This window comes from Bacillus sp. AK128, from assembly GCF_053903075.1.
In genome coordinates, this window is record NZ_CP096379.1 from 3,373,873 (window position 1) to 3,399,647 (window position 25,775).

General features: G+C 37.0%; 24 protein-coding genes. 10 read left to right on the forward strand and 14 right to left on the reverse strand.

Annotated elements, in window-relative coordinates; translation table 11 throughout:
* Nucleotides 1-27: 27 nt before the first annotated feature.
* The 4 genes from M1D60_RS16900 to hpf form a co-directional block, all read right to left on the reverse strand.
* Complete coding sequence (locus M1D60_RS16900; protein WP_456276005.1) at nt 28-1,560, reverse strand: response regulator; 1,533 nt, start codon at nt 1,558-1,560, stop codon at nt 28-30.
* Nucleotides 1,557-3,005 carry a sensor histidine kinase gene (locus M1D60_RS16905; protein WP_456276006.1) on the reverse strand — a complete coding sequence of 483 codons (1,449 nt, stop codon included), beginning with the start codon at nt 3,003-3,005 and terminating at the stop codon, nt 1,557-1,559. Before M1D60_RS16905 ends, M1D60_RS16900 begins: the two co-directional genes overlap by 4 nt.
* A complete protein-coding gene (locus tag M1D60_RS16910; protein WP_456276007.1) occupies nt 3,002-3,979 on the reverse strand; it encodes a substrate-binding domain-containing protein in 978 nt (325 codons plus the stop codon). The genes M1D60_RS16905 and M1D60_RS16910 overlap by 4 nt, the downstream gene beginning before the upstream one ends.
* A 324-nt stretch (nt 3,980-4,303) precedes the next feature.
* Nucleotides 4,304-4,831 carry a ribosome hibernation-promoting factor, HPF/YfiA family gene (gene hpf / locus M1D60_RS16915; protein WP_456276008.1) on the reverse strand — a complete coding sequence of 176 codons (528 nt, stop codon included), beginning with the start codon at nt 4,829-4,831 and terminating at the stop codon, nt 4,304-4,306.
* A gap of 412 nt (nt 4,832-5,243) precedes the next feature.
* Between hpf and M1D60_RS16920 the strand changes: the two genes are divergently transcribed.
* Together M1D60_RS16920 and M1D60_RS16925 are read left to right on the forward strand one after the other, a co-directional pair.
* Nucleotides 5,244-5,678, forward strand: a complete 435-nt coding sequence (locus tag M1D60_RS16920; protein ID WP_456276009.1) for a MarR family winged helix-turn-helix transcriptional regulator — start codon at nt 5,244-5,246, stop codon at nt 5,676-5,678.
* Between the two features lie 107 nt (nt 5,679-5,785).
* On the forward strand, nt 5,786-6,349 hold the full coding sequence (locus M1D60_RS16925; protein ID WP_456276010.1) for an FAD-dependent oxidoreductase: 564 nt from the start codon (nt 5,786-5,788) through the stop codon (nt 6,347-6,349).
* Nucleotides 6,350-6,450: 101 nt separating this feature from the next.
* Here the strand turns inward: M1D60_RS16925 and M1D60_RS16930 are convergent, their stop codons facing one another.
* From M1D60_RS16930 to pflB, 4 genes are all read right to left on the reverse strand, one after another.
* Nucleotides 6,451-7,503, reverse strand: a complete 1,053-nt coding sequence (locus M1D60_RS16930) for an LLM class flavin-dependent oxidoreductase (protein ID WP_456279472.1) — start codon at nt 7,501-7,503, stop codon at nt 6,451-6,453.
* 271 nt (nt 7,504-7,774) lie between these two features.
* Complete coding sequence (locus M1D60_RS16935) at nt 7,775-8,794, reverse strand: HD domain-containing phosphohydrolase (RefSeq protein WP_456276011.1); 1,020 nt, start codon at nt 8,792-8,794, stop codon at nt 7,775-7,777.
* Nucleotides 8,795-8,942: 148 nt separating this feature from the next.
* Complete coding sequence (gene pflA, locus M1D60_RS16940) at nt 8,943-9,671, reverse strand: pyruvate formate-lyase-activating protein (protein WP_456276012.1); 729 nt, start codon at nt 9,669-9,671, stop codon at nt 8,943-8,945.
* Between the two features lie 45 nt (nt 9,672-9,716).
* Nucleotides 9,717-11,942, reverse strand: coding sequence for a formate C-acetyltransferase (pflB, locus tag M1D60_RS16945; protein WP_456276013.1), 2,226 nt, complete (start codon nt 11,940-11,942; stop codon nt 9,717-9,719).
* Between the two features lie 466 nt (nt 11,943-12,408).
* Between pflB and M1D60_RS16950 the strand changes: the two genes are divergently transcribed.
* The 3 genes from M1D60_RS16950 (at nt 12,409) to M1D60_RS16960 (ending at nt 14,547) form a co-directional block, all read left to right on the forward strand.
* Nucleotides 12,409-13,902, forward strand: coding sequence for an amidase family protein (locus tag M1D60_RS16950; RefSeq protein WP_456276014.1), 1,494 nt, complete (start codon nt 12,409-12,411; stop codon nt 13,900-13,902).
* Nucleotides 13,903-14,036: 134 nt separating this feature from the next.
* Complete coding sequence (locus M1D60_RS16955) at nt 14,037-14,132, forward strand: YjcZ family sporulation protein (protein WP_456279473.1); 96 nt, start codon at nt 14,037-14,039, stop codon at nt 14,130-14,132.
* 163 nt (nt 14,133-14,295) lie between these two features.
* Complete coding sequence (locus M1D60_RS16960; protein ID WP_456276015.1) at nt 14,296-14,547, forward strand: stage VI sporulation protein F; 252 nt, start codon at nt 14,296-14,298, stop codon at nt 14,545-14,547.
* Between the two features lie 59 nt (nt 14,548-14,606).
* On the opposite strand, the gene M1D60_RS16965 is transcribed toward M1D60_RS16960, so the two are convergent.
* Entirely contained in the window at nt 14,607-14,819 is a 213-nt protein-coding gene (locus M1D60_RS16965) for a YppG family protein (RefSeq protein ID WP_456276016.1), read from the reverse strand.
* A gap of 185 nt (nt 14,820-15,004) precedes the next feature.
* On the opposite strand from M1D60_RS16965, the gene M1D60_RS16970 reads away from it, so the two are divergent.
* Nucleotides 15,005-15,220, forward strand: coding sequence for a spore germination protein (locus tag M1D60_RS16970; RefSeq protein ID WP_456276017.1), 216 nt, complete (start codon nt 15,005-15,007; stop codon nt 15,218-15,220).
* A gap of 47 nt (nt 15,221-15,267) precedes the next feature.
* Here the strand turns inward: M1D60_RS16970 and M1D60_RS16975 are convergent, their stop codons facing one another.
* Entirely contained in the window at nt 15,268-15,960 is a 693-nt protein-coding gene (locus M1D60_RS16975) for a phosphatase PAP2 family protein (RefSeq protein WP_456276018.1), read from the reverse strand.
* Between the two features lie 146 nt (nt 15,961-16,106).
* Here M1D60_RS16975 and M1D60_RS16980 point away from each other — a divergent pair, with 146 nt between their 5' ends.
* Nucleotides 16,107-17,303, forward strand: a complete 1,197-nt coding sequence (locus tag M1D60_RS16980) for a M20 family metallopeptidase (protein ID WP_456276019.1) — start codon at nt 16,107-16,109, stop codon at nt 17,301-17,303.
* Between the two features lie 55 nt (nt 17,304-17,358).
* Here the strand turns inward: M1D60_RS16980 and M1D60_RS16985 are convergent, their stop codons facing one another.
* Genes M1D60_RS16985 through M1D60_RS16995 form a run of 3 tightly spaced genes read right to left on the reverse strand, consistent with a single transcriptional unit; the run spans nt 17,359 to nt 20,024 of the window.
* Nucleotides 17,359-18,060, reverse strand: coding sequence for an EcsC family protein (locus M1D60_RS16985; RefSeq protein ID WP_456276020.1), 702 nt, complete (start codon nt 18,058-18,060; stop codon nt 17,359-17,361).
* A gap of 13 nt (nt 18,061-18,073) precedes the next feature.
* A complete protein-coding gene (locus M1D60_RS16990) occupies nt 18,074-19,285 on the reverse strand; it encodes an ABC transporter permease (protein WP_456276021.1) in 1,212 nt (403 codons plus the stop codon).
* The gene (locus M1D60_RS16995; RefSeq protein WP_456276022.1) at nt 19,272-20,024 is read right to left on the reverse strand and encodes an ABC transporter ATP-binding protein; all 753 of its coding nucleotides are present in this window, start codon (nt 20,022-20,024) and stop codon (nt 19,272-19,274) included. The genes M1D60_RS16990 and M1D60_RS16995 overlap by 14 nt, the downstream gene beginning before the upstream one ends.
* A 972-nt stretch (nt 20,025-20,996) precedes the next feature.
* On the opposite strand from M1D60_RS16995, the gene M1D60_RS17000 reads away from it, so the two are divergent.
* Nucleotides 20,997-21,428: an HIT family protein gene (locus tag M1D60_RS17000; RefSeq protein WP_456276023.1), complete on the forward strand. Its 432-nt coding sequence runs from the start codon at nt 20,997-20,999 to the stop codon at nt 21,426-21,428.
* Nucleotides 21,429-21,455: 27 nt separating this feature from the next.
* Here M1D60_RS17000 and M1D60_RS17005 read toward each other — a convergent pair whose 3' ends face one another.
* Entirely contained in the window at nt 21,456-22,328 is an 873-nt protein-coding gene (locus tag M1D60_RS17005; protein WP_456276024.1) for a hypothetical protein, read from the reverse strand.
* 154 nt (nt 22,329-22,482) lie between these two features.
* Here M1D60_RS17005 and M1D60_RS17010 point away from each other — a divergent pair, with 154 nt between their 5' ends.
* Nucleotides 22,483-24,060, forward strand: a complete 1,578-nt coding sequence (locus M1D60_RS17010; RefSeq protein ID WP_456279474.1) for a catalase — start codon at nt 22,483-22,485, stop codon at nt 24,058-24,060.
* A gap of 174 nt (nt 24,061-24,234) precedes the next feature.
* Nucleotides 24,235-25,596 carry an IS4 family transposase gene (locus M1D60_RS17015; RefSeq protein WP_456275606.1) on the forward strand — a complete coding sequence of 454 codons (1,362 nt, stop codon included), beginning with the start codon at nt 24,235-24,237 and terminating at the stop codon, nt 25,594-25,596.
* The last annotated feature ends 179 nt before the right edge of the window (nt 25,597-25,775 follow it).

Genomic DNA, 25,775 nt, shown 5'->3' on the forward strand with positions numbered 1-25,775 from the left:
TTACTCCTTTTACGCCATATATAAGAACTATAAATCTAACAGCTTTTTCCTATATTCAGTTGGTGAGGAATTACACATTTTCTTAAACACTTTGCTAAAATAGTTAGGATCATGGTACCCCACTTCAAATGTAATTTCTTTTAAGCTCTTCTCCGGATCTCGCATCAGTTTCTTCGCTTTCTCAATCCGACATTCCGTTAAAAAATTTATGTAATTAATCCCCAACTGCTCTTTGAAAATTTTACTTATATAAATTGGGCTCAAACCTACCATTTCGCCGATCGTTTCTAATGAGATATCTTCATGGGCGTGTTCAATAATATATTTCTTAATCCGTTGAATGGAGCCGACCTCTAGCTCGGCACTATGATTTTCATATGATTCCTGAATTTTTTCAATTAATTGATTGGTTTCAGCTCTTAATTGCCGATAATCAGTTGCTTGTAAAGAATAAAACGGTAGGTCTCGTATGACTCCCATTTCACTTAACACTTGTGAGGCGATCCAAAGAAGTTCCATGACATGCTGTTGGGCTTGTAATAGATTAGCACCTTCTTGTTCCAAACGACTAATAAATTCAGTAAAACTGTTATTAATATCTTCCCACTCACCACTTCGAATTTGTTCAAAAAATTGCTGTTCATTTCTTTTGTATGTTTTCTCATCAAAGCCTGGGACGACTGGAGGTAGGTCTGCATAATATCGATACTTGACCGGGAGTGAAGGATCTCTCGTAGCAATTAATGACTCTTGATAGGATTGCCTGATTTGATCTAAAGAACTATATACATTTCCAATCCCAATAAACCATCCCTCATCAATATCCGACTTTAATGTTAGGATTTCCTTAGCTAACAACGTTGCTTGTGTGCGGAATGAGTATTCTGACCTCCGGAATACAATAATGGGTAATTGGCGGCCGTATAAAGCACCCACCCAACCACTTCCAGTTTGTCTAATTTTATCTCTGATTGAAGAATAACAGCCTTCAGAACCTGCTGGTAACAAGAGACTCATTACAAATTTCTCCTCAGTCGCTTGAATCTCTAATAGCTCAACTAATTCTTCTAAGTGAACTTCATGGACATGATCAAAAATTAGTTGGGTGACCACGTCAGTTTCAAACAGGGACATAGCCTTTTGGACGGTATTCTGCTGTTGCTTGCTTTTACGTTGAAGATCTTGCTCTTTTTTAATCATATCTATTACTTTCCCAACGATTTCCACGATTTCAGATGCCTTTGTCGGCTTAACAATATAATCGACTACACCTAGCTTCATGGCAACACGTGCATAATCAAATGTTGCAAATGCTGTAACCAAAATAAATCTTAATTCAGGATTAGAGGCATTAATGGCTTCTATTGCTTCAAGACCATTAATTCCTGGCATTTGAATATCCATAAACACTAAATCGGGTTGAAATTCAGTCACTAATTCAATGGCAAGTCTTCCATTTTTCGCCTGTTGAATGACAGTATTAGGAAAATTTTTCTCTAGGATCAGTTGAAGTCCATCACGCTCGACTTGTTCGTCATCCACAATTAATATTCTCGTCATATTTGATTGACTCCCCTCTCCTTATGAATATGGATGACCACTTTTGTACCACTACCTATATTGCTTTCAATCTTTATGACATCTTCATCTCTACCATTGAAAAGACGGAGACGCTTCACTACATTACTTAAGCCAATCGCTGTAGAATGCCCCTTTGTTGAATCTAACTTCTCCTCCATAATCTGTTGAATGGTTTCTTTTGTCATTCCAGGACCGTCATCCTCGATTTCAATCGTGATACGATCTCCCTCATCATAAATACGAAACCAAATGACAGCACCTTCTTCTTTCGGCTCAACCGCATAGATGACAGCGTTTTCTACAATTGGCTGTAGAATAAGACCTGGAATTTCAATACCAAGACAAGACTCGTCTATTTCAGAGTGAAATGTGAGTCGATCTGTGTACCTAGCTTTTTGGATTTCAATGTATTGTTTGAGAACTCCTACTTCATCAAAAAGTGTCATCGTTTTGTCTAAGTGTTTTAAGTTATAACGTAACAAACCAGCCACACTAACAAGTAGATCACTAGTTTCTTCTGATCCTTCCATATAAGCTTTTTTTGAAAGAGTATTAAGTGTATTAAATAAAAAATGTGGATTTATTTGACTTTGTAAACTTCTTAGCTGGCTTTCTTTTAAAAGTAATTTACTCTGCTGAAGCTCTTTTTCCAGCTGTGCTTTCTGCTGGATTTCTGAAATTAAATTATTTATGTTTATTCGCATTCGTTCAAACGTCTTGGCTAGGAATGAGATTTCGTCGTTGGAATTGACTTCAATTGTTAAATCAAACCTTCCTTTTGATATCTCACTGGCTGCTTGTGTCAATTTTGCTACCGGTTTCGTTATACGAAGCGAGAACCAATAGGTAAAGGTTAATAGAAAGACTGTGATTAATAGCAATAACCAAATCCCAAGCTCCCACAGTTCCTGTGATTGGTGAATAATACCTCGATAAAATCGGTCATACGTCTTAATCTCAGTATCAATCAATGTAAGTGTCATTTCCGATATATAGTTAGAAATATGCGTTGCTTCTACAAATGCTTTCATCGAATTTTCATTGTCTGCTTCAGTTTGAAAGAATAAGGAACGATCAATGACCTCTACAAGACTATCAATTAAATTGACATAGTTGGTTAAGGCAAGTTCATTCTCGACATTTTTGAAATTTACTATCTCCGCTTTCATTCTCTCGATTTCTTCCTTTTTTTCATCAACCAATACAGTATACTGTGGAGAGGAATCGAGTAAATAATTATTCAAGGCTGTTACCATTTGCTGACTATTACTCGTCACTTCATTCATAACTAAATATCTTTCAAGAATGTCATTATATTGGTTTTGCATTTTTTGATTATAGTAAATGAGAGAAGTCCAGCTTGCTGCCATGATTAACAGCACACTCAGCGCTAGACCCCAAATTTTCTTCTGGATACTGTTCATTTTAGATCCACCTGTTTAATCATTTGTATATCAGTGAGATAACCAGTTAAATCAAGTGGTATCATCTCTTCCTTTAACCAATTCATCATTAACGTAACACTAAGTTGTCCCATCATTTCAGGGGACTGTTCAATGATTCCATCCATTTTACCTTGTTTCAAAAGTGATAAGGATATAGGATCGTCATCAAAGGAATAAATGTGATACGGTTCCACGTTTGAACGTCTCTCTATTTCCTCAATCATATCACCTGCAAATTTGGCATTTACGGTAACGAAAGCAACAGCATTTGGATGTTGGTTCAGTACATCATTTGTACTAGTGATAACTTCCTCTCTCGTATCACCCGTATTCACTTCAATCATCTCAATGTTTGGGTAATGACGTAAAGTATCTTGAATGCCACTTAACCTCTGTGTTTGGTAATATTGCTTCCTCTTATCTATCAAGAGAACCACTTCTCCATTAGTCCCCATATCATCAATAAGTTGCTCTCCAATCATTCTTCCTGCCTCATATTGATTGGAACCAACATAGGTTTTACGAAGACTTTCTTCCATTTGTACATCATTCGCAACCGTAATAATTGGAATACCGTAAGATGCAGCTTTTATTTTAGTTAACTCCTTAAACTCATCCGTATCTAATCCTTGGACTATAATACCATCAACTTTTGAATAGATTGCTATGTCAATTTGTTTCAAAAAATCTTCTTCGTTGTTTGTATAGCTCCCCCATATCTCTAGTCTTGCTCCATTCTCCTCTGCTTGCCTTTTAGCTCCAGCACTAACCTTGTCCCAAAAAGGTGTGTCTAACCCTTGAGTGATTAATACGATGCGGTTATTAATAGGTTCTTGGTCAGATTCTGCTGGTAGCTGCCAGTCAGAATGAAATACTCTTACAGCTGATTCAAGTGTAAAGTATAAAAGGATAACACAAATGATAACGGTTACAATCGAGGTGATGCTTCGCATAGGGGTAACTCCTTAAGAATTAATTTAACTTTTTTACATTATAGCAGAATTTTCTTAAATACTATGAATCTACTTTTCTATTTCTATGAATGTCTGCAGCTAAATGATAAAGTTCTACCTATTAATTTGTGATTAATGGAAGTTGAAACAATAAAGGAGAAAGATAAACATGAAGGCAATGGAACTGAATGGGAATTTTACTGCATAATCTTAAAGAAAGAGATATATGAATAAGAAAGAGAAACAATTATATGTGATGCCCCCCAATGCATTCATATATTTAAAAGGGAAACACAGTAGAATGTGCTTCCCTTTTCAGTTTATTTAGCTACTGATTGCTGAAGATTCAATTAGACCGTAATCTCCTTTGTGACGTTTGTACACAACATTCATCTCTTCTGTATCGGCATTCAGATATACGAAGAAGCTATGATCTAACAAATTCATTTGTTGAATGGCCTCGTCTGTACTCATCGGCTTAATATCAAATTTCTTGATTCTAACCACTTGATCTATATCTTCCTCTTCTATTATAGGTGTAAAAGTAGGTTCGAACTTTCTAACTTCACGTAACACCTTCGTTTTAACCTTTCTTACTTTTCTTTTTAATTTTTCTTCTACAATATCAATTGATTTATACATATCTTCTGTTAATTCTTCTGCCCTAATGGTCCGATCACCAACCGGGATTGTTACTTCGATACAATGCTTATGTTTGAATGTGGATAGGTTGACATAAACATTGACTTCTTCTTTATCTAAAAGCTTACCTACTCTTCCAATCTTATCTTCAATATAGTCCTTTAACGCTTCTGTAATCGTTATATTTTTGCCGTGTAAAATGATATTCATAATTTTACCCCCATTTACCTTTTATTAATTGAGCATCAAGTGGTAACTGTTTGTAATGATGGTGTAGAAAATAAGCCAGCTAGCTTTTCTAAAAGAAAGTTTGTGAATGTTTTCACTTACTTTCTATACTCTTACTTTATCCCTTTTTACCTGCATTTACAATACGGTTCACATAGTGTTCATAACAAAACGCGATTTATTTATCATTGTGATTTTTATCACAGATTGAACCATAAATACTGAAGTATGATATAAGGATGAGAGTAATAATTGACACTTCCCCAATAAATCTCCAGCCTTACTTTCCGCACTTTTCAGTTCAATTAATTGACATTCGATACTCCCTTTCCTATACTGTAATTACCAATTTAGTATCTATAGCAACCATTAGCACACAAGGTGAGGGATCGCATTGAAATTGTCTTTGCACGATTACATTAGTATCAAAATACATCAAACTGACTTAAACCTTACTAGCTTTATTAAGTCTAAACTAGAACCCTATAACCTTGCACCAGAACAAAATTTGATTATGATGCTACTTTGGGAAAAAGATGGTTTAACTCAAAATCAGCTTGTAGAAAGCCTAGATAAAGATAAAACGAATATTGCAAGAATGGCATCTAACCTTGAAGGTAAGGGATTCATTAAAAGAATGAATTGTGATCATGACCGCCGTTCAGTACGTTTATATCTCACTCAAAAAGGGAAAGAACTCGGAGAAGATATTATTCCGATTGCTGAAGAATTTAATGAGATTGTTTGTAACGACATTTCGAATGAAGAACTTCTAGAATTAGAGCGAATTCTTTCAAAAATTAATAAGAATGTCCAAAAGCTAATATAGCTCTTTGCGAACTAACTTAGTTGCTACAACAACAATTATGTTGTTAAATAGAAAACTTTTAGCTTTTCTATTTATATATAAATTTAAATACTTGGAGGTTTTCTAATATGTTTGAAATCGCGATCATTGGTGGAGGCCCTGCTGGTGCAAGTGCAGCAATTTTTGCAGCAAAAGCAGGTAAAAAGACATTAGTATTTGAAAATGGCAAGAGCATGACCAATCGTGCTTGGGTTGAAAATCATTATGGGGTAGATGAAATTGCAGGTCCTGACCTGATTGAAACAGGAAAGAAGCAAGCTACTAAATTTGGAGCAGAGTTTAAGAGTGAAACTGTTTTAAACATTACTAAAACAGACTCTGGCTTTACTATTGAAGGTGAAAACGGAGAATACGAAGCAAAACATGTTGTGTTTGCATCAGGGGCTTTAACGGATCTAGCTGAAAAGGTTGGTTTAAAGGTTGTTCCTGGAACTGAACCAAGAATTAAATCAATAATTGAAGTGGATCAAAACGGTAAAACTAATATTGAAGGTATCTGGGCAGCTGGTACTGTTGCTGGGGTTAGCGTTCATACCATCGTTACATCTGGAAATGGTGCAGCGGTTGCGATCAATATCATCAGTGAACTAAATGGTGAGCGTTATGTTGACCATGATATTTTAAAGTCATAGTTGAATAGGAACAGACGCTCAGAGAAATTCAACTCTGAGCGTCTTTCTTTTTAATAAATATCCCTATATGGAGCCAGAGTTTATTAAATTTAGCTCTCAATTTATTTGTTTTCCTTCTCCCACTTTTCAACTTCTTCTTTTACTCTTGGGGCAACTTCTTTACCTAACAATTCAATCGCATTCATGACTTCTTCATGTGGCATAGATCCAACCGGAACATGAAGCATAAATCTAGTAATCCCCACATTTTTACGTAAATCAATAATTTTGGAGGAGACTGTTTCCGCATCCCCAACATATAATGCTCCTTCAAAACTGCGTGCAGCGTCAAAGCTCGCCCGATCATAATGTCCCCAACCTCTTTCTCTTCCCAGTTTATTCATGACCTGTTGGGTTGAAGGAAAGAACTTATCCGCTGCAGTCTCTGTATCCTCTGCAATGAAACCATGTGAATGGGATGCAACTGTAAGCTTTTCTGGATCATGACCAGCGTGTTCCGCTGCATTCTTATAAAGCTGAACGAGTGGTGCAAATTGTTTTGGACGTCCACCTATTATTGCCAGCACTAAAGGTAACCCAAGTAGTCCTGCTCGAACAACTGATTCTGAATTTCCACCACTACCAATCCAAACGGGTAAAGGATTTTGGACAGGACGTGGATAAACACCTAAATTTTGAATCGCAGGTCGATGTCCTCCGCGCCATGTCACTTTTTCCGACTCTCTTATTTTTAATAGTAGCTCTAGCTTTTCTTCAAACAACTCATCGTAATCCTGCAAATTGTAACCGAACAATGGGAATGATTCAATAAACGAACCACGTCCTGCCATGATTTCTGCTCGTCCATTTGAGATGGCGTCAACGGTTGCAAAATCCTGAAACACTCGGACCGGATCAGCAGAAGAAAGCACGGTAACTGCACTGGTTAAGCGAATTCTTTTTGTTTGGGATGCAGCGGCTGCTAGAATGACTGCAGGTGAAGAGGCTGCAAAATCCTCACGATGATGCTCGCCTACTCCAAACACATCTAACCCAACTTGATCTGCTAGGACAATCTCTTCGACAACCTCTCGTATTCTTTGTGCATGACTTATTACATGACCTGTTTTGACATCGGGTGTTGTCTCAACAAATGTACTTATACCGATTTCCATCATAATTCCTCCTCAAACTATTCACTCACTTATGTATTTAATAACTCTTAAACTTTCAACTATCTCTATGTTTATCAAATTTATCATACTAAAATATTCGGAGCTAATCCAATCATCTACTTTGCTGTTTATATCAAGAACCTATTTCGTGAAAAAAGACAATTACAAAAAAATAACCCCTCAAAAATAAGGGGATAAAACTTCTGTTATCAGTATCTCAATAGTCGGCCTGTTCCTAACCAGTATCCTTTTCTGGCTTCTACATTTATAGTTAATCCAGGCCTTTAATTTCCGTTGCAATGTTAATAAACAACTTTGTTAGAATAGGATCAAATTGGATTCCTTTTTGTTCATTAAGATAAGACAAAGCCTCCTGTTTTGTCCAAGCTTCTTTATATGCCCTTCTGCTCGTTAAAGCATCGTATACATCAACAATTGATACTAATCTTGCTTCAAGTGGAATATTTTCACCCTTTAATCCGTGTGGATAGCCTGTCCCATCCCATTTTTCATGATGATGCATAATAATATTTTCTGCTACCTCTAAACTTGTGATAAGTTCATTATTCATATTCGTGGAAATTTTGTTAAGTATATCAGTCCCCATCAGAGGATGCATCTCTATAATTTTTCGTTCAAAAGTTGTGAGAGGACCAGGCTTGTACAGGATCCCCTCAGGAATCCCAGCCTTTCCAATATCATGAAGGATACTACAGTGAATTATATTGTGTACAAACGTCTCCGAAAGAACTGCTCTATGAAACTTAATATACTCTTCCACCAATAATTTTGTTAATTCTTGAACTCTCGTTAAATGATTCTCAATAGCTGGGTCTCTAATTTCACAAGAGATTGCTAATACCTTTAATAGCTCTCTTTGTGTTTCTATCTTTTGGTCCTCTGAAATATACACGCCTTGCTCTAACTGCTCTAAATCACGAAATAGACCAATATAGTAACTGTTTCCATCGATCCTTATCGGTGTGATTGAAATCGATGAATGCCATAGATCCCCTGATTTCTTTCTGTTTATTAGAACCCCTGACCATGGTTCACCTTGATCAAGTGCTTCCTTCAATTGCTTGTATGTAGATTCGGGAGTTAAACTTGACTTTAGGAATCCGGCCCTTCTTCCTAGAATAGAATCTCTTTTAAATCCAGTAATCTTTTCATACTGCTCGTTTACTTCTATGATGATATGATTCTTGTCTGTTATTATAACTGCGTCGGTTAACTTTAAATATAGTAATAGTTGGTTCGGCACAGTTGTTTTTCTACTAAGCTCAATCATAAAAGCTCCCCTAACTTTATCTATTACAGTTATTTAATCTCATATTTTTTCATCAATATAGGAGCATTATATATTATCTATTAATCTAATTCTGTGATATTTCTCACACGAAAGAAAGCACTTCCATTAAGAAAGTGCTCTCAACTGACTATACGATTTGTAAAAGTGTCTTTGCTCTAAGAATTTGCTCCTCGGTGGGGGGATAGACTCCCTCTAGCTCATACTTGAGCCCTAATTCTTTCCACTTATATTCACCTAGCTGATGATAGGGCAAAAGCTCAATCTTCTCTACATTTGAAAGCTGTTTAATAAACACTCTTAACTTTTCTAAATCACCAGGTTCATCTGTTTTACCCGGCACCAGTACATGCCTAATCCATATGGGCTTATTTTTATTAGCTAAATATCTAGCAAAAGTGAGAATATGGTTATTTTTCATTCCCGTTAATTCTTGATGCTTCATAGAATCAATTTGCTTAATATCTAACAAAATTAAATCTGTTACATCCATTAATCTGTCAAGTTTCCTTAAGAATTCTGGATGTTCGTGATAGCATCCCCCTGATGTATCAATGGTGGTATGAATGCCTAATTCCTTACACCGTTTAAATAATGCTATTAAAAAATCAATCTGTAATAAGGGCTCTCCACCAGAGACGGTGATGCCTCCTCCACTACTTTCGAAGAATGGTAGATAATCCATTAAGTCCTTAATAATCTCATCTACTGTCAATTCTTCCCCCTTTCCTACTTCCCATGTATCAGGGTTATGACAGTATTGACACCTTAATAAGCAACCTTGTAAAAACACAATGTATCTTAATCCGGGACCATCTACTGTACCACATGTCTCGATGGAGTGAATGTTTCCTATCATATGAGGTCCTCCCTATTTTCATTTGGCGAGGACCATTGATCCCCGTTATAAAGATTCGTGAAATGTTCGATTAATTACGTCTGTTTGTTGCTCACGCGTAAGTTTAATGAAGTTAACCGCATAGCCTGATACACGAATTGTCAGCTGTGGATATTGTTCCGGATGCTCCATTGCATCTAATAATGTTTCACGGTTAAAAACGTTAATATTAAGATGGTGACCACCCTTTAATGCATATCCATCTAGAATTCCAACTAAATTGGTGATCTGTTGCTCTTCTTCTTTACCAAGAGCTTTTGGAACGATACTGAACGTGTTAGAGATTCCGTCTAATGAATACTCATACGGTAGCTTGGCTACTGAATTTAGTGACGCCAGTGCTCCCTTTTGGTCTCTTCCATGTAATGGATTTGCACCAGGTGCAAAAGGTTCCCCTACTTTTCTTCCGTCTGGGGTACTACCCGTCTTTTTTCCATAGACTACATTGCTTGTTATAGTTAAGACAGACAAGGTTGGAACGGATTGACGATACGTTTTATGTTTCTTTAATTTGTTCATAAACGTCTTAACTAACCAGATTGCAATTTCGTCAACACGGTCGTCATTATTTCCGTACTTCGGATAATCCCCTTCAATTTGATAATCAACCGCAAGTCCTGTTTCGTCACGAATGACTTTCACCTTCGCATATTTTATGGCACTTAAGCTATCCGCAGTTACCGATAATCCCGCTATACCACATGCCATCGTTCTCAGAATTTCACGGTCATGCAAAGCCATTTCAATTCTTTCATAGCTATATTTGTCATGCATATAATGGATGATATTTAACGTGTTCATATAAAGCTCAGCCAACCATTCCATTACGTGATCAAAATTAGTGACTACTTGTTCGTAATCTAAATACTCTTCAGTGATAGAGGGGAATCCAGGTGAGACTTGTATGTTTAACTTCTCATCTTTACCACCGTTGATTGCGTATAATAAAGCTTTTGCTAGATTGGCACGCGCTCCAAAAAACTGCATTTGCTTTCCAATTTTCATAGCACTTACACAACAAGCAATGCCATAGTCATCTCCGAATTCCTTCCTCATCAAATCATCATTTTCGTATTGAATCGAACTAGTTTGGATCGACATATTTGCGCAATAGCGTTTAAAGTTAGTAGGTAATTTAGTAGACCATAAAACGGTAAGATTGGGTTCTGGAGCAGCTCCCAGATTTGTTAATGTATGCAGAAATCGAAATGAATTCTTAGTAACAAGAGGCCTTCCATCAACACCAATACCACCAATTGCTTCTGTTACCCATGTCGGGTCACCACTAAATAACTCATTATAATCGGGTGTTCTAGCAAACTTTACAAGTCTAAGCTTCATCACGAAATGATCAACTAACTCCTGCGCTTCCACTTCTGTAAGAATTCCTTCTTTTATATCCCGCTCAATATAAACATCCAAGAAAGTTGATACTCTACCTAGGCTCATTGCTGCGCCATTTTGCTCTTTAATCGCAGCTAAATAAGCAAAATATAACCATTGGAATGCTTGCCTTGCATTCGAAGCAGGAATGGAAAGATCAAACCCATATGAATTGGCCATTTGTTTTAATTCAGTAAGGGCTCTAATTTGCTCAGCCGTCTCTTCTCGTTCTCGAATGATTTCCTCTGACATTGTCTTACTTAAACGTGTTAACTCTTGTTCCTTCTCCTGAATGAGGCGGTCAACACCATATAAGGCTACTCGCCGATAATCTCCAATGATTCTCCCCCGACCATAAGCATCAGGTAAGCCAGTAATAATACCTGCTTTTCTTGCTAGTTTCATCTCCGGTGTATAAGCATCAAACACACCCTGGTTATGCGTCTTACGATACTTTGAAAAGGTATCAACTATATCATTTGGAATACTAAACCCATAGGCTTCACATGCATCAACTGCCATTCTTATTCCTCCAAAAGGCTGGAGTGAACGTTTAAATGGTTCATCAGTTTGAATCCCTACGATTTGTTCTAACTCTTTATTTAAATATCCGGGTTCATGAGAAACTATTGTAGAAACGATATCTGTGTCCATGTTTAGTACTCCACCGTTTTCACGTTCTTTTGTAGTTAAAACAATTATTTGATCCCATAATTGTTTTGTGTGTATAGAAGCTGGACGTAAGAAGGACTCATCCCCCTCATAGATCATATAGTTCAACTGAATAAAATCACGAACATCGATTTCTTTTTGCCACTTTCCTTCGGTAAACCCTCTCCAGTAATACATAATCCCACCCCTTCAAATGAAGCGACTTTTTTGTGATTCCTTTCACAAATAAACTTATATTGATCGGATGTACATTGTAAATGTATCTCCTATACTTTTAATATAGATGGTTGCGAAACAGCTGTAAGTGATGGAAGTCACACTATTTAAAATCAGCCTTTCTATTTTCCGGCTGCCTAGTTTAGATGTTTGAACATACTTTGCCTTGATTGTTATTCTTGCGACTAAGTTTATATTTCTTGCAACTTGGTGCGCTTTTCTTGCGACTTTACTTCTGTATCTTGCTATTACATTTATTTTTCTTGCAACCTCTTTTTCCTTTAGCCAGGTAGATAGTCAAGATCAAGCTCTGTTAATATTTTTAACACAATCAGTCCTAAAAGGAGTACACTTAAACTAGTAAGAATTATCAGACTTTTATACTTTCTACATAAAGTAACTAATTAAGAGAAGTGGAGGCTAACAAATGAGCTTTAATTACAAAGAATATGATGGTCTTGGTTTAGCTCAACTCATTAAGGATAAACAAGTCACACAACAAGAAGTGGTTCAAGCAGCCATAAAGGAAATTGAGAATCATAATGGACCGTTAAATGCTGTCATTAATAAGTTCTATGAATCTGGAAGTATACCCTACACCAAACAGATTAATGGACCTTTTGCTGGAGTTCCCATCCTTCTAAAAGATCATTTCCAACAAGAGATGATCGGCGAGACGCTAACCTCTGGTTCCAGAGCCTTAAAAAATTATAAAGGAAAGGTTGATTCTACATTTGTTAAAAGAATGAAAGATTCTGGTACGGTTATTCTGGGACAAACGAATGTACCGGAATTTGCATTGATGGGTATTACAGAACCACTATTTCACGGTCCCACACGTAACCCATGGAATTCAGATTATACTCCAGGTGGCTCTAGTGGTGGATCGGCAGCTGCTGTTTCTGTTGGAATGGTCCCTATTGCCGGAGCTAATGATGGTGGAGGCTCTATTCGAATTCCAGCAGCTTACTGCGGTTTATTTGGGCTAAAACCAACTAGAGGAAGAACACCTGTTGGACCAACTGTCGGACGAAATTGGCAAGGGGCCTCTGTTGATCACGTTTTAACAAGGACAGTAAGAGATAGTGCGGCCATGTTAGATGAATTGACCCTATTCGAAAGAGGAGCAGCCTATCATACACCACCTCATAATGTTGCCTTTTTAGATGTAGTGGGTAAACCACTTTCTAAACCACTTACGATTGCCTATTCAACCGAATCTCCACTTGGGACAGATGTACATCCTGAATGTAAGGAAGCAGTACTTCAAACAGTCAAATTACTGGAGGAAATGGGACACCATGTGGAAGAAAAACAGGCCCCTGTTGATGGAGGTAAAATTGCGAAGAGTTATATTACCATGTATTTTGGGGAGGTCGCTGCAGGAATTCGTTCCTTGGAGGAGGTAATCGGTCGTCCTGCAAAATTTACGGATGTAGAACCTACCACATGGCTACTTGGATTATTAGGAAGAGCTACATCAGCTGAAGAGTTTGTACTAAGCCTAAGAGAATGGGATAAAGCATCTTTTATCATGGATGAATTCCATCTGACGTATGACTTTTATCTAACACCTACCACGGCTTTCCCTCCCTCAACAATTGGGGAGCTAGAATCTGTCGGTTTTGAAAAGTTTATGATGGAGATGGTTGGTAAGCTTGGTTGGGGTGGTATTTTAAAAAAGGCAGGAATGATTGACCAAATTGTTGAAAACAGTTTGAAGCGAACACCTTTTACCCAGCTTGCAAACCTTACTGGTCAACCAGCTATGTCTGTACCTTTACATCAAACAAAAAAAGGCTTACCATCTGGGGTTCAGTTTATAGCAGCAAAAGGAAATGAAGCACTACTCCTTCAGCTTGCAGGTGAACTAGAACAAAGTAACAAGTGGCTCCAACCACTATTTAGACGTATTAAGTAGGATAGAATATAACGCAAAAATAATTTCCCAATATAGGTATTTTGATGATTTTCAACCTGTTTAGCGATCTGTCCATACCTTTTATACTTACCTTTCATACACTGAAGTAACCTTTAAATAATGGAGGTGTTATGATGAGTGGTGTAGGTGGATATGGTGCAGGATTTGCACTAATCGTTGTGTTGTTTATTCTACTAATCATTGTTGGAACTTCTTATGTAGGTTACTAATGATGAAGTAGCATATGAGCCTAATCAAAAGGTTGCTCAGCTGAGTAACCTTTTTGGCTATTAAAGGAAAGTGTTACTAAACATCCCCTAATATAGACAGATGTACAAACAAAACATCCCTCCTTTCATATAATAAAGCAACGTCAATAAAGGAGGGATATGTATGAGCGATATGTTTAAAGGGGTAGAGAAAAAAACTGGAGTCAAAATGCAGGATATTATGAAAGTGGCTCAATCCCTAAATGGTGCAAACTTAAAGGATGAAAAAACAATAAGAAACTTAGTTAAAGAGCTAGGACAATTAGCAAATAAAAATGTACCGAAGCAGCTAGAAGATAAAATTGTCGAAACGTTAGTTCATTCCAATAAACCAATTGATGCTTCAACCATTAGTAAAATGATGGGGAAAAAATAACTCGCGTAGTTTATAAGTAAATGGTAAAGGAAACCTAAGACACAGGTTTCCTTCTTTCTTTATCTTTGAAAAAATTTTGAGACCCATGGACTAACCTGATCAACTAATTGTTTCATTTGCTTGGCTGTTCCATTAATTTTATTAAAATCAATGGTTCCATCAGGTGTACGAAAATAAGAGAAAACATCTCGATTTCTACCTGTTTGTTGAGGACTTCCCTGTGGCCTTCTTTGGGGATAGGATGGTGGAATATATCTTCTGTTTGGAAACATAATCAGTCCCTCCTTCTCACTTTTTTCAGTATATTTTATGAAAGAATTGTTAAATTTGGTTATGATACATGTCCTAGAATTCTTCATTTTTTAGTAGGTACTCTCCTAATTTTAGAGAAGTTGTTACGGGTATACTCTTTGTTCATATACTAAATAGAGGACAATCCAAAAAGGAGTGAACGTCTATGCAAAATTTAATATTAGGACCGGTAATTCTTAATACTAATGAAGGGATTATTACAGGATCTGCCTTTAATGCCTCACCGACAAGTACAAGCAAAACCGTTGCCGGTTCGGGAAGTTTTAATACAGGATTTTCGGTTGTTACCAATAACGGTTTAAGCTCTGCAAATAATGTAGACCCGGATGCAGTTGATTCAAATGTGAATGAAGCACTCTAGCTGCAAGAAAGTACAGAGTTTAAGTATGTAAATAAAGAGCGACCAACCTAAACGGTTAGTTCGCTCTTTTTCTTTTTAATTGCCACTCTTCTTTCCATTACCTTCTCATATATAAAAATACATGCCATGAGATAAACAAATCCAATTGCAAAGCCTGCTAACACATCAGACAGATAGTGGGCTTTTAATAGCACTCTGCTTAACCCCATAAATAAGATGTAACCACTCAGGAATACAACTATCACATTTTTCATTAAAGATTTTTGCATATATTTCAAGATAAAATACAGGATAATTCCATATAGTGCCATTGAGACAGTAGAATGTCCACTTGGAAAGCTGTATCCTGTTGCATCAATTGAAGGATCAAGGATCGGACGTTCTCTCAAGAATACTCCCTTCAAGATTTGAAATAACTCATTGCTTCCTGCTAACACGATAGCAATAGTCACCATTCCAATATAATCCCTTGTTTTCCACCATAAAATCAGTAATGATAAAACAGCCACCGGGATCACCACTCGTTCACTTCCTAGATTCGTAAAAAAGGCAATCATGTGATAGGTATTACCCGTTATATTCTCTTCAGCAAAAACTACTAATTTCTTATCTATTGATAACCCGTCATACTTATTAATAATAAAAGCTAAAATAAAGAATAATACTAGGCTTCCCAATGTTGCGAATAATGACGTATACGCTGTTTTCGGTTTATGTTCTATATTTCTTTTAATCTCCATTTATATTCTCCTCCATTTACATATAAGTATATAATATCTTTATAGAATTGAACTATTTTTCTAGTCATTCTTTTTGAAAAAAATGATATAATAGACAGAATCATAATTTTTGAAAATTCTGATCAACACAAGGAGGTTAATGTATCTTGTTACAATCCCTATTCGAAGAACTAAATGTAAATTTCCCTAAAATGGTTGAGATTCGTAGATATTTACATATGAATCCAGAGCTTTCTTTCAAAGAGGTTAGAACAGCTGAATATATTGCTAATTTTTATCATGATTTAGGTATAGAGGTACGCACAGGGGTTGGAGGGAATGGTGTGGTTGCTACCATCAAAGGTGCTCTTCCTGGTCCAACTGTGGCACTTCGAGCAGATTTTGATGCTTTACCAATTCAAGATGAAAAGGAAGTTCCCTATAAATCAACAGTACCGGGTGTCATGCATGCTTGTGGTCATGATGGGCATACTGCTACTCTATTAGTCCTAGCTGAGGCTTTCAACCGTCTTAAGGATCAATTAGCTGGAAATATTGTTCTCATTCATCAGCATGCAGAAGAATATGCACCAGGTGGAGCAATTTCTATGATTGAGGACGGCTGTTTAAATGGTGTAGACGCCATCTTCGGTACCCACCTTTGGGCAAGTGCTCCAACTGGAACGATTCAATATCGAGTAGGTCCAATCATGGCTGCAGCTGACCGTTTTGAAGTAACGATTAACGGATCTGGTGGACATGGTGCACAACCACATAAAACAAAGGACTCAGTTGTAATCGGCTCTCAATATGTTATGAATCTTCAACAGGTTGTAAGTAGAAAAGTAAACCCTACTGAGCCTGCTGTTGTGTCAGTGGGTAGCTTTGAGGCTAAGAATGCCTTTAATGTAATTGCTGATAGTGCTACTTTAATTGGAACAGTTCGTACCTTTAGTGAGGATGTTAGAGATCAAATCGAAGTAGAGCTTGAAAACGTCTTAAAGGGAACGTGCTTAACAGCTGGTGCAACGTATCAATACAAGTTCCATCGGGGATATCCTGCTGTTGTCAATCATAAAGAAGAAACAGACCTTTTAGTGAAGGCTACTCAGGAAGTTTCTGATGTGAACGTAATTGAAGAAGCTGAGTTACAAATGGGTGGAGAAGACTTCGCCTACTATTTACAGCATGTAAAAGGCTCATTTTTCTTTACCGGTGCAAAACCTGTGGGAGTAGAAACCCCTTACCCACATCACCATCCTAAATTCGATATAGACGAAAAAGCGATGCTAGTTGCTGCTAAAACTCTAGGAAATGCAGCACTTGCTTTCCAAAAGGAAGTATCATTAACAGTTTCTAAATAATACAAAAACCCATTTTTCAAATTGAAAAATGGGTTTTTTAAAGTTATTCTTACCCTCAATGAAGCATCCTTAACCGGTAGCATTGCTTGGCGGTTTCACCAAGATGATCGAGTAAATGGTAGTTAGCGAATGCACCGACTACAGCTCCAATTCCGGGAACAAGCTGAAATAATTTAACCAGATCAATATAATCCCGATATTCCTGTTGCCATACTCTCCAATCAATCTGGTTTCCACTCGGATTGTTATCCCAGTTTTCAATTCTGTTTAGTAAATCTTCCTTCATTTCATCACTTGAAAAGGCTAGTTGAAATACGTGTAAAATGAAAAATCGTTCATTTTCTTCATTTATTTGAAAACCATAAATAGATCCAATTTCAAATAAAAAACGCATTTTAATCCCTAGTAATAAAGGGAAATCTGCTAAACCTAGTAAAATTCCTCCAGCACCGGTTCCTGCTCCCTCAAGAGCAGCTGTCCGTTTATACACTACTAACTTTTCATCAATCAACACTTCTTTTTGACGGATTGGTAAGTTAGAGTCATAAGTGGTTTTTGGTAAATAGTTCGAACCGGTCATTGTTACATGGACCATTTGCTTAATACTTTCCGTAATCATCTGATGGGCTTTTTGAGGAATCATCTGGTTAATCTTTGTCTGTGTGTTCTTGGAGAATCTCTCAACCATACTTTTTCTTCGGACTAATTTTTTCTTCCACACCTGTGCTTCTTGCCTTATTTCCGTTTCATAATCCATCGCTATTCCTCATTTACGATAGCTTGACTAGCTTGTTTTTTATATACATAAATACAAATGCATAACTAAATAATCCAGAAACAAGTAAACACGATAGAGCAACCAGTATTCCTTTAAAGAAGACAACGACGATTGATAAAACTATTACATATCCCATCATAAGCTTAAATATTAGCCTTAAAAAAGCTAGCCGTCGAACTGATATCGAAACTGGATATAAATCAATCCACAGCTTTTGATCATGCTGTTTAAACATCGTTAAAAGCTGAAGCCCTGATATAAAGATAAAGAATGGCACAATGATAAGAGCCGCAAATTGAAAGTGAACTCCAGCTAATATAAACCCTGCTATCACTAACAATCGAAGATATAGGCCTAAAAACTCACCAGTCCTTACAAATGTTTTTATATAGAGGAAGTCAAACATTTTTTCCTTTTTTAATGGAATGGATGCGGTGATCCAATCTAGCCATTTTCTAGGCTTTACTTCACTTCTTAAGTGGGGAACATCAACAAATAAATTGGCGATCCGGTAAAATCTATTCATTTGTCTTGTTTCAGATTCTAATAATAGCTCCCATTTGACGGAGGTTCCGCTTGTCATTTTATAAAAAGCAAATGCCCACCCAATTGCTATTACCATTAGAATACCCAAATAAATAAACGGGGCTCCTCCAAGTAATAACACTAAAAATACAACTGTAAAGCATAATCGAATACTATAATCTACCCAGCCCGGATGATCAAATACATGAAGCATTCGCCATGATAAAAATAAGTTCCAGCCTTTAAGAATTAACATGATAAACAAGAGAATAAACAGCTTTTCCATCGAGTACTCAGTAAACTGATTGAGCATCGGAATAAACACCAAAAACGTTATGATAACAGTAATACTATGTATAACAAAGCTATAGACGATTCCTTTTTTAAAATAGACCGTCATCTTATGTTCGACCGGCAAGAGAAAGACTAAATCTGGCTCCTTTAGGAAGGAACGGATTGAGGCTGTAGTAATGACGATTCCTAAGATTACACCCATCACCCACTCATAAGGAAAGGCTGCTGGTAATTGCGATAACCATTGATTGTAATAGACCGCCCCAGCACTAAAACCGATAAACAGGACGATCATTAGATGATCATTAAACATATATTTCATATAACGACTTAGTTCATTTAAATAGCTTGTGAAACGTTTGCTCCAAATATTATTTATATCCATTTGTTATTTCTTCCTTTGTTAGTTGGACATAAATATCATCTAACGTTGCATTTGGCATATTAAAATCTTGTTGAAGCTCCTTCAATGTTCCCTTAGCGCGAACCTGGCCTTCATGTAAGATAATAAAAGAATCACAGTACCTTTCAGCCGTTGCTAAAATATGTGTGGACATTAAAATCCCTGCTCCCTCCTCTTTTTTGGCTTGAAGTAACTGGAGTAGAGATTGAATTCCTAGTGGATCAAGTCCGACAATCGGCTCATCAATAATATATAAAGGGGGTTGCACTAAAAACGCGCAAAGAATCATGACCTTTTGCTTCATCCCTTTTGAAAAATGAGCAGGATACCATTTCATACGTTTTTCCATATGAAACTCCTTCACAAGAAATTCCACTCTCTTGTTATATTCGACTTCATTAATGGAGTATGCCATGGCTGTTAATTTTAGATGTTCTTCTAGTGTAAGCTCTTCATAAAGGATCGGAGTTTCAGGTATATAAGTATAATCGGATCGATAGCCTTCAGGATCATCCTTAAGGGTACGTCCATTAATAGTAATGGAACCCTCCTTTTGATCCATCAGACCGATAATATGCTTAATTGTTGTACTTTTACCCGCACCATTAAGACCAATCAACCCCACCAACTCATTCGTATGAATGGAGAAATTCACATCATGTAGTACTGGATTTTTTGTATAACCACCCGTTAGGTTTTTTATTTCTAATAAAGGTTTCATACAGATCCCCCACCTATTCTGACTTTCCTCTTATCTTACCAAATTTTTCTTATAAAAGAAAAAATCTTTTTTGTATATTTACAACACTATCGGACAGAATAATATTTGAAGAGGAGATGAAGAAAAAAAGAATCGTAACCAAGCAAATAAACTACTCAAATGAGGTGTTTACGGCAGGGTATTTTCGATTCAACTCAAACCTTCAGTTATTGTAAAAAATGTTGAAGGAGATGGTAAGCTTGAACAAGGATCCTAGATCACTTTATTAAGCATTTACCAAATTATAAATGAGGTGTTTATCAAAGACCATTTTGCATGAATCAACTAACACATTCTAATGAAAAAATGAGGTGTTGGCGGTAGACCATTTACCATTATTGTAAATAATGATTGGTTTATCAAATCGCAAATGAGGTGTCTACGAAAAATAACCTATTATAATGTTTTCTTCTATCACTCCTCTTCAACCGAACAGGGTGCAACGATTAGTCGTTGCATCCTGTTTTCTTTTTTTAAGAGGCTTTTTTTGTAAAGGCTTTGCACGAACAAATTTGTTAAAATATTGAGTTGATTGGAGCGGAAGGCACTCGACTCCTGCGGGAGATAGAGGGAAGCGTGAGACCCCGCAGGCGAAGCTTGTCTAGTTGTAGTGCCCAGCTCCTCGAGGTCAAATAACCCTTCTAGAATAAAAGGGAAATCCACCCTTTTTTTCTAGAAGGAACATTTGCTTGTCGGAGCTAATCCGGGCACTTCCACTTTTCGATGAGGAGGCTCACGTCCCTCCCCGCGGAAAGCGAGTGCCTGCAGCGGAAATCAACGGACCTAGTATAAATTCCATTTTCTTACAAAAACCAACAAAGTATGTGATGACAGGTTTTCAAAACACTTATCAATGGACAAATTTGTAAAATCACCTTTATGTCTTTACAATATAGATAATAGTTACAACTTATTTTAGAAAGGATGAAATTGATGGAACATAAAGATGATTGTATTTTTTGTAAGATTGTAAAGGGAGAAATACCATGTGCGAAAGTGTTTGAAAATGAACAAGTACTAGCTTTCCTAGATATCAGCCAGGTCTCAAAAGGACATACACTCATTATTCCAAAGACACACAAGGAAAATGTTTTTGAACTTACTCCTGAGATCTCTCAAGAAATTTTCAAAGTAGTTCCTTCTATCGCCAATTCAATAAAGAAGCAATTTTCTCCTGTCGGTCTAAACCTACTGAACAATAACGGTGAACAAGCTGGACAGTCCGTATTTCATTTTCACGTACACCTAATCCCTCGCTATGGAAAAGGAGATGGATTCGGTGCAGTTTGGAAGTCACATGCAAATGACTATACACCTGATCAACTGAGTTCAATCGCAAGCACCATTTCATCTGGACTAGAATAAACCTGTCGTGTAAGACGACAGGTTTTTTTACTGTCTTTCAATAGGAAGAAATGTGCTTGTTGGTCTCCAATCTGGATGATCATCAATCAACATTTCATATTGAGAAAGAGTTTCTCCTACCTTTTGCCTGAACACATCATTCCATCTGATTAGGTGTATAAACTCTTCTCTTGTTCCTTTGTAGTGACAAATATTTTTAAGTGTTTCTAACATATCTGCTTGCCATATAGCTGGTAACGAAGAAGTACCTGGTATGTCAGGAAACCGATATTGTGAATCTTCATAAACAAAAGCCTTTGAACAATAATAACCGTAAATTCTAGTAACGGCCTCCTTCACCTTCATGTTAATTTTACCAAGATGATGTTCTCTTAACTGATAGCCTCCTTCAGTCTTATTCATATGCTCAAGCTGCTCTGGTTCTAAAAATGTAACCCATACTTCTGTCTCGGCCCCTTTATGAGGTGCCATAATAGCAGGCATTGCCCCATATGGAGCTAAAAATGAGCCATAAACAATTTCAGTATCCTGAATGGTTGCACGAAAGCAAATATATAAATCCGATACATTTTTATTTAAGTTTGCTTTATATAATAGCTGTGCCAAGCAGACATTTGAACCATAAGCCAAAACCGGTATTCTTTTTTGAAGTGGAGTTAAACCCTCATGATGTAAAAAATCCTTTACAGTCATCCCAGTACTTATGGAAGGTAAAAACGAACCAAATAGTTGATCACTTTGAGCTAAATGAACCACTGACGCTTCTAGGCTTTCCCCCTGCTCTTCTATTCGATGAGCGACTCCTTTATAAAATAAAAAAGAACTCCATGGTCTAGGCCCAGGATATATATCAGGATGATCGTAAGGACTAATATGTAAAGGTTTATTCTCTCTATACACTCGAACACTTCCTTTAATCGTTTATTAATATATTTCTAATTTTATCATGAACCAGTTTAGTCCCCATTTTAAAATAAGATATACCTGTAAATATTTTATAAATATTGATTTATAAGGAATATGACCCACTTTATTGGAAAAAATGAATCTGTACATAAAAGGAGGTAATATGGTGAAGGAACATAACGATAATATGCAAGAATCTAATGAAACACTAACTAATCGCCAAGGACATCCTGTAACAGATAACCAAAATGTCCGTACGGTTGGAAACCGTGGACCGACTACTCTAGAAAATTATGACTTCCTAGAAAAAATTAGCCATTTCGATAGAGAAAAGATTCCTGAACGGATTGTTCATGCTCGTGGTGCTGGTGCTCATGGTTATTTTGAATCCTATGGAACAATTAATGGTGAGCCTATCTCTAAATATACACGTGCAAAGGTTTTTACAAATACGGAAAAGCAAACGCCAGTGTTTGTTCGTTTCTCCACTGTTGTTCATGGAGGACATTCTCCTGAAACACTTCGTGACCCAAGAGGATTTGCTATTAAATTCTATACTGAAGATGGGAACTGGGACTTAGTAGGAAACAATTTAAAGATTTTCTTTATCCGCGACCCACTAAAATTCCCTGATATGGTTCATTCATTTAAACCTGATCCAGTGACTAATCTTCAAGACCCAGAGCGTATGTTTGATTTCCTCTGTCATCAGCCTGAATCCATGCATATGGTTACCTTCCTATTCTCACCTTGGGGAATACCAGCGAACTATCGTGAGATGCAAGGGTCCGGCGTACATGCTTATAAGTGGGTAAATGAGGAAGGAAAGGCTCATCTTGTTAAATACCACTGGGAGCCTGTCCAAGGGATTAAGAACCTTAGCCAAAAAGAGGCAGATCAAATTCAATCTATGAACTTTAATCATGCCACTCAGGATTTATATGAAGCAATTGATCGAGGAGAATACCCTGAGTGGGAGCTGTATGTTCAGGTGATTGAAGATCATGAGCATCCAGATTTAGATTTTGACCCTCTAGATCCAACAAAGCTATGGTATAAGGATCAATTCCCTTGGCATAAGGTTGGTAAGATGGTGTTAAATAAGAACCCAGAAAACTACTTTGCAGAGGTCGAGCAGGTTGCGTTTGGAACCGGTGTACTTGTTGATGGGTTAGATTTCTCTGATGACAAGCTATTACAAGGTAGAACATTCTCTTACTCTGATACACAACGTTACCGTGTTGGGTCAAACTATCTGCAATTACCAATTAACAAGCCTAATAAACATGTGGCAACTAACCAATCAGGTGGTCAAATGGATTTCCGAACTGATTATGGTAAAGAACAAAATCCTCATGTGAATTATGAGCCTTCATTAATAGGTGGATTGAAAGAAGCTAAAAATCCTGGCAAAGAGCATGAGCCATATGTCGAGGGTAATGTAAAAAGAGAAAAAATTTCTCGTGAAAACAACTACGGCCAAGCTGGTGAAACGTATCGTCGTTTTAATGATTGGGAGCGCAATGAACTTATTTCCAATCTAATTGGTGCTTTATCTGGCTGTCGAAAAGAAATCCAGGACCGTATGATCGAACACTTTAAACAATGTGATGAAGAATACGGAAGAAGAGTTGCAGAAGGTCTAAAAAATGCTGGATCAAATGATAAGATGGAAGAAGCATTAATAAAAGCAGAAGAAATGGGTCATGTTTCTGATCCATATTAATAATTAACTCAACTTTCGCATCGATAAAAGTTTAATAAGTTTAATCAGCAGTAGTTGCTGAAACCATTGGAATACTTTCCTTGACATGAAAAGTTTACATGAAAAAACACCCATCTGTTTGGTATAGTTGATTTGACTAGAATCACAAAACCATACAGAAGAGGTGTCCTCTATATGATAGCGAATCATGACCAATCTAAGCAACTACCAAATGAAATTAAATCTACTTTTAAAGAATTACAAGTAATGAAACATCTTAGAAAAGCTGGAATTACCAAATCGTTTGGCTTTACCTGTGCTTATTTATTTCAACTTATTTTCTGCTTGATCTTTGAAAACAAAAACTGGTTTCGTACACTCGAAAGCAGGAAGTCTGCCGAAATTCCAGCCAAAGATGCGGTCTACCGCTTCTTAAACCGCTCTACTTATTCTTGGAGAAGGTTTCTACTTCTATTAAGCATTGACTCGATTGAGAAGGTAAGCAAACTAACGGATCATGAGCGTGTCAAAGTATTGATTCTAGACGATTCTTCCTTTGACAAAAATCGTAGTAAATCGGTTGAACTACTAGCACGGTGCTTTGACCATGCTTCTCAAAAAATGCGTTTTTACAAAGGGTTTCGTATGCTTACTCTTGGGTGGTCTGATGGTACAACGTTTATGCCTGTAGACTTCTCTTTATTGAGCTCCAAAAACAGTGTCATTAATGGAATTTCAGATAAAATTGATAAACGCAGTTCTGGATATAAGCGTCGTTTAGAAGCTTTACAATCTGCACCTGAACAAATTCCATCGATGATTAAACGTGCCATGAAAACAGGTATAGAAGCCTCTTATGTGTTAATGGATACTTGGTTTACACATCAACCGCTTATTAAAGAAATCAAGGATCAAGGTCTTGATGTCATTGGCATGGTAAAAAACTTGAAGCAACGTTATCTAATACGTGATAAAAAGGTTAGTTTGAAAGAGCTTTATCAGTTAGCTTCTCCTATTCAAGGAAAGAAAGGAATACTTCGCTCCATTCATACCACGCAAGCGAATGGGGTTCCAGTCAAAATTGTCTTTGTACGTAACCGTAATAAAAAGAGTGAATGGTTAGCCATTATAAGCACAGATTGCACATTAAGTGAACAAGAAATTATTCGAATTTACGGTATGCGCTGGGACATCGAAGTCTTTTTCAAAACAACAAAATCATTATTAAAGCTACAAAAGGAGTTTCAAGGTCGTTCATATGACTCCTTAATTTGTCATACCACGATTGTATTTACTAGATACATCGTACTCTCTTGGCAGAACCGCTGTAGCACAGATCAAAGAACGTTAGGCGGGCTATTTTATGATCTTTGTGATGAAATCAGTGATCTTGATTGGTCTGTTGCACTTGGACAGCTACTCGAGCTTCTTCAAGACGTCCTGAAAGAAAGTAATAGCAAAATACAGAAGTTAATACAAAGTCAACTACAACAATGGATTGCAGGCTTGCCTAACTATATCAAGGTCTACCTGCCTATTTCAGTGTGCGAAAGTTGAGTAATTAATAGAAAGTAAAGCTGAACTTTAAATGGGTTCAGCTTTTCGTTTATATTTTGGCTCTGTTAAAGTACAATGTTGATTTTTTTGCACAGTTGATTGAAGTGGAAGGACGCGAGACTCCTGTGGGAGTAGCGTGACAGGTGAGACCCCACAGGCGCAGCCGAGGAGGCTCACCG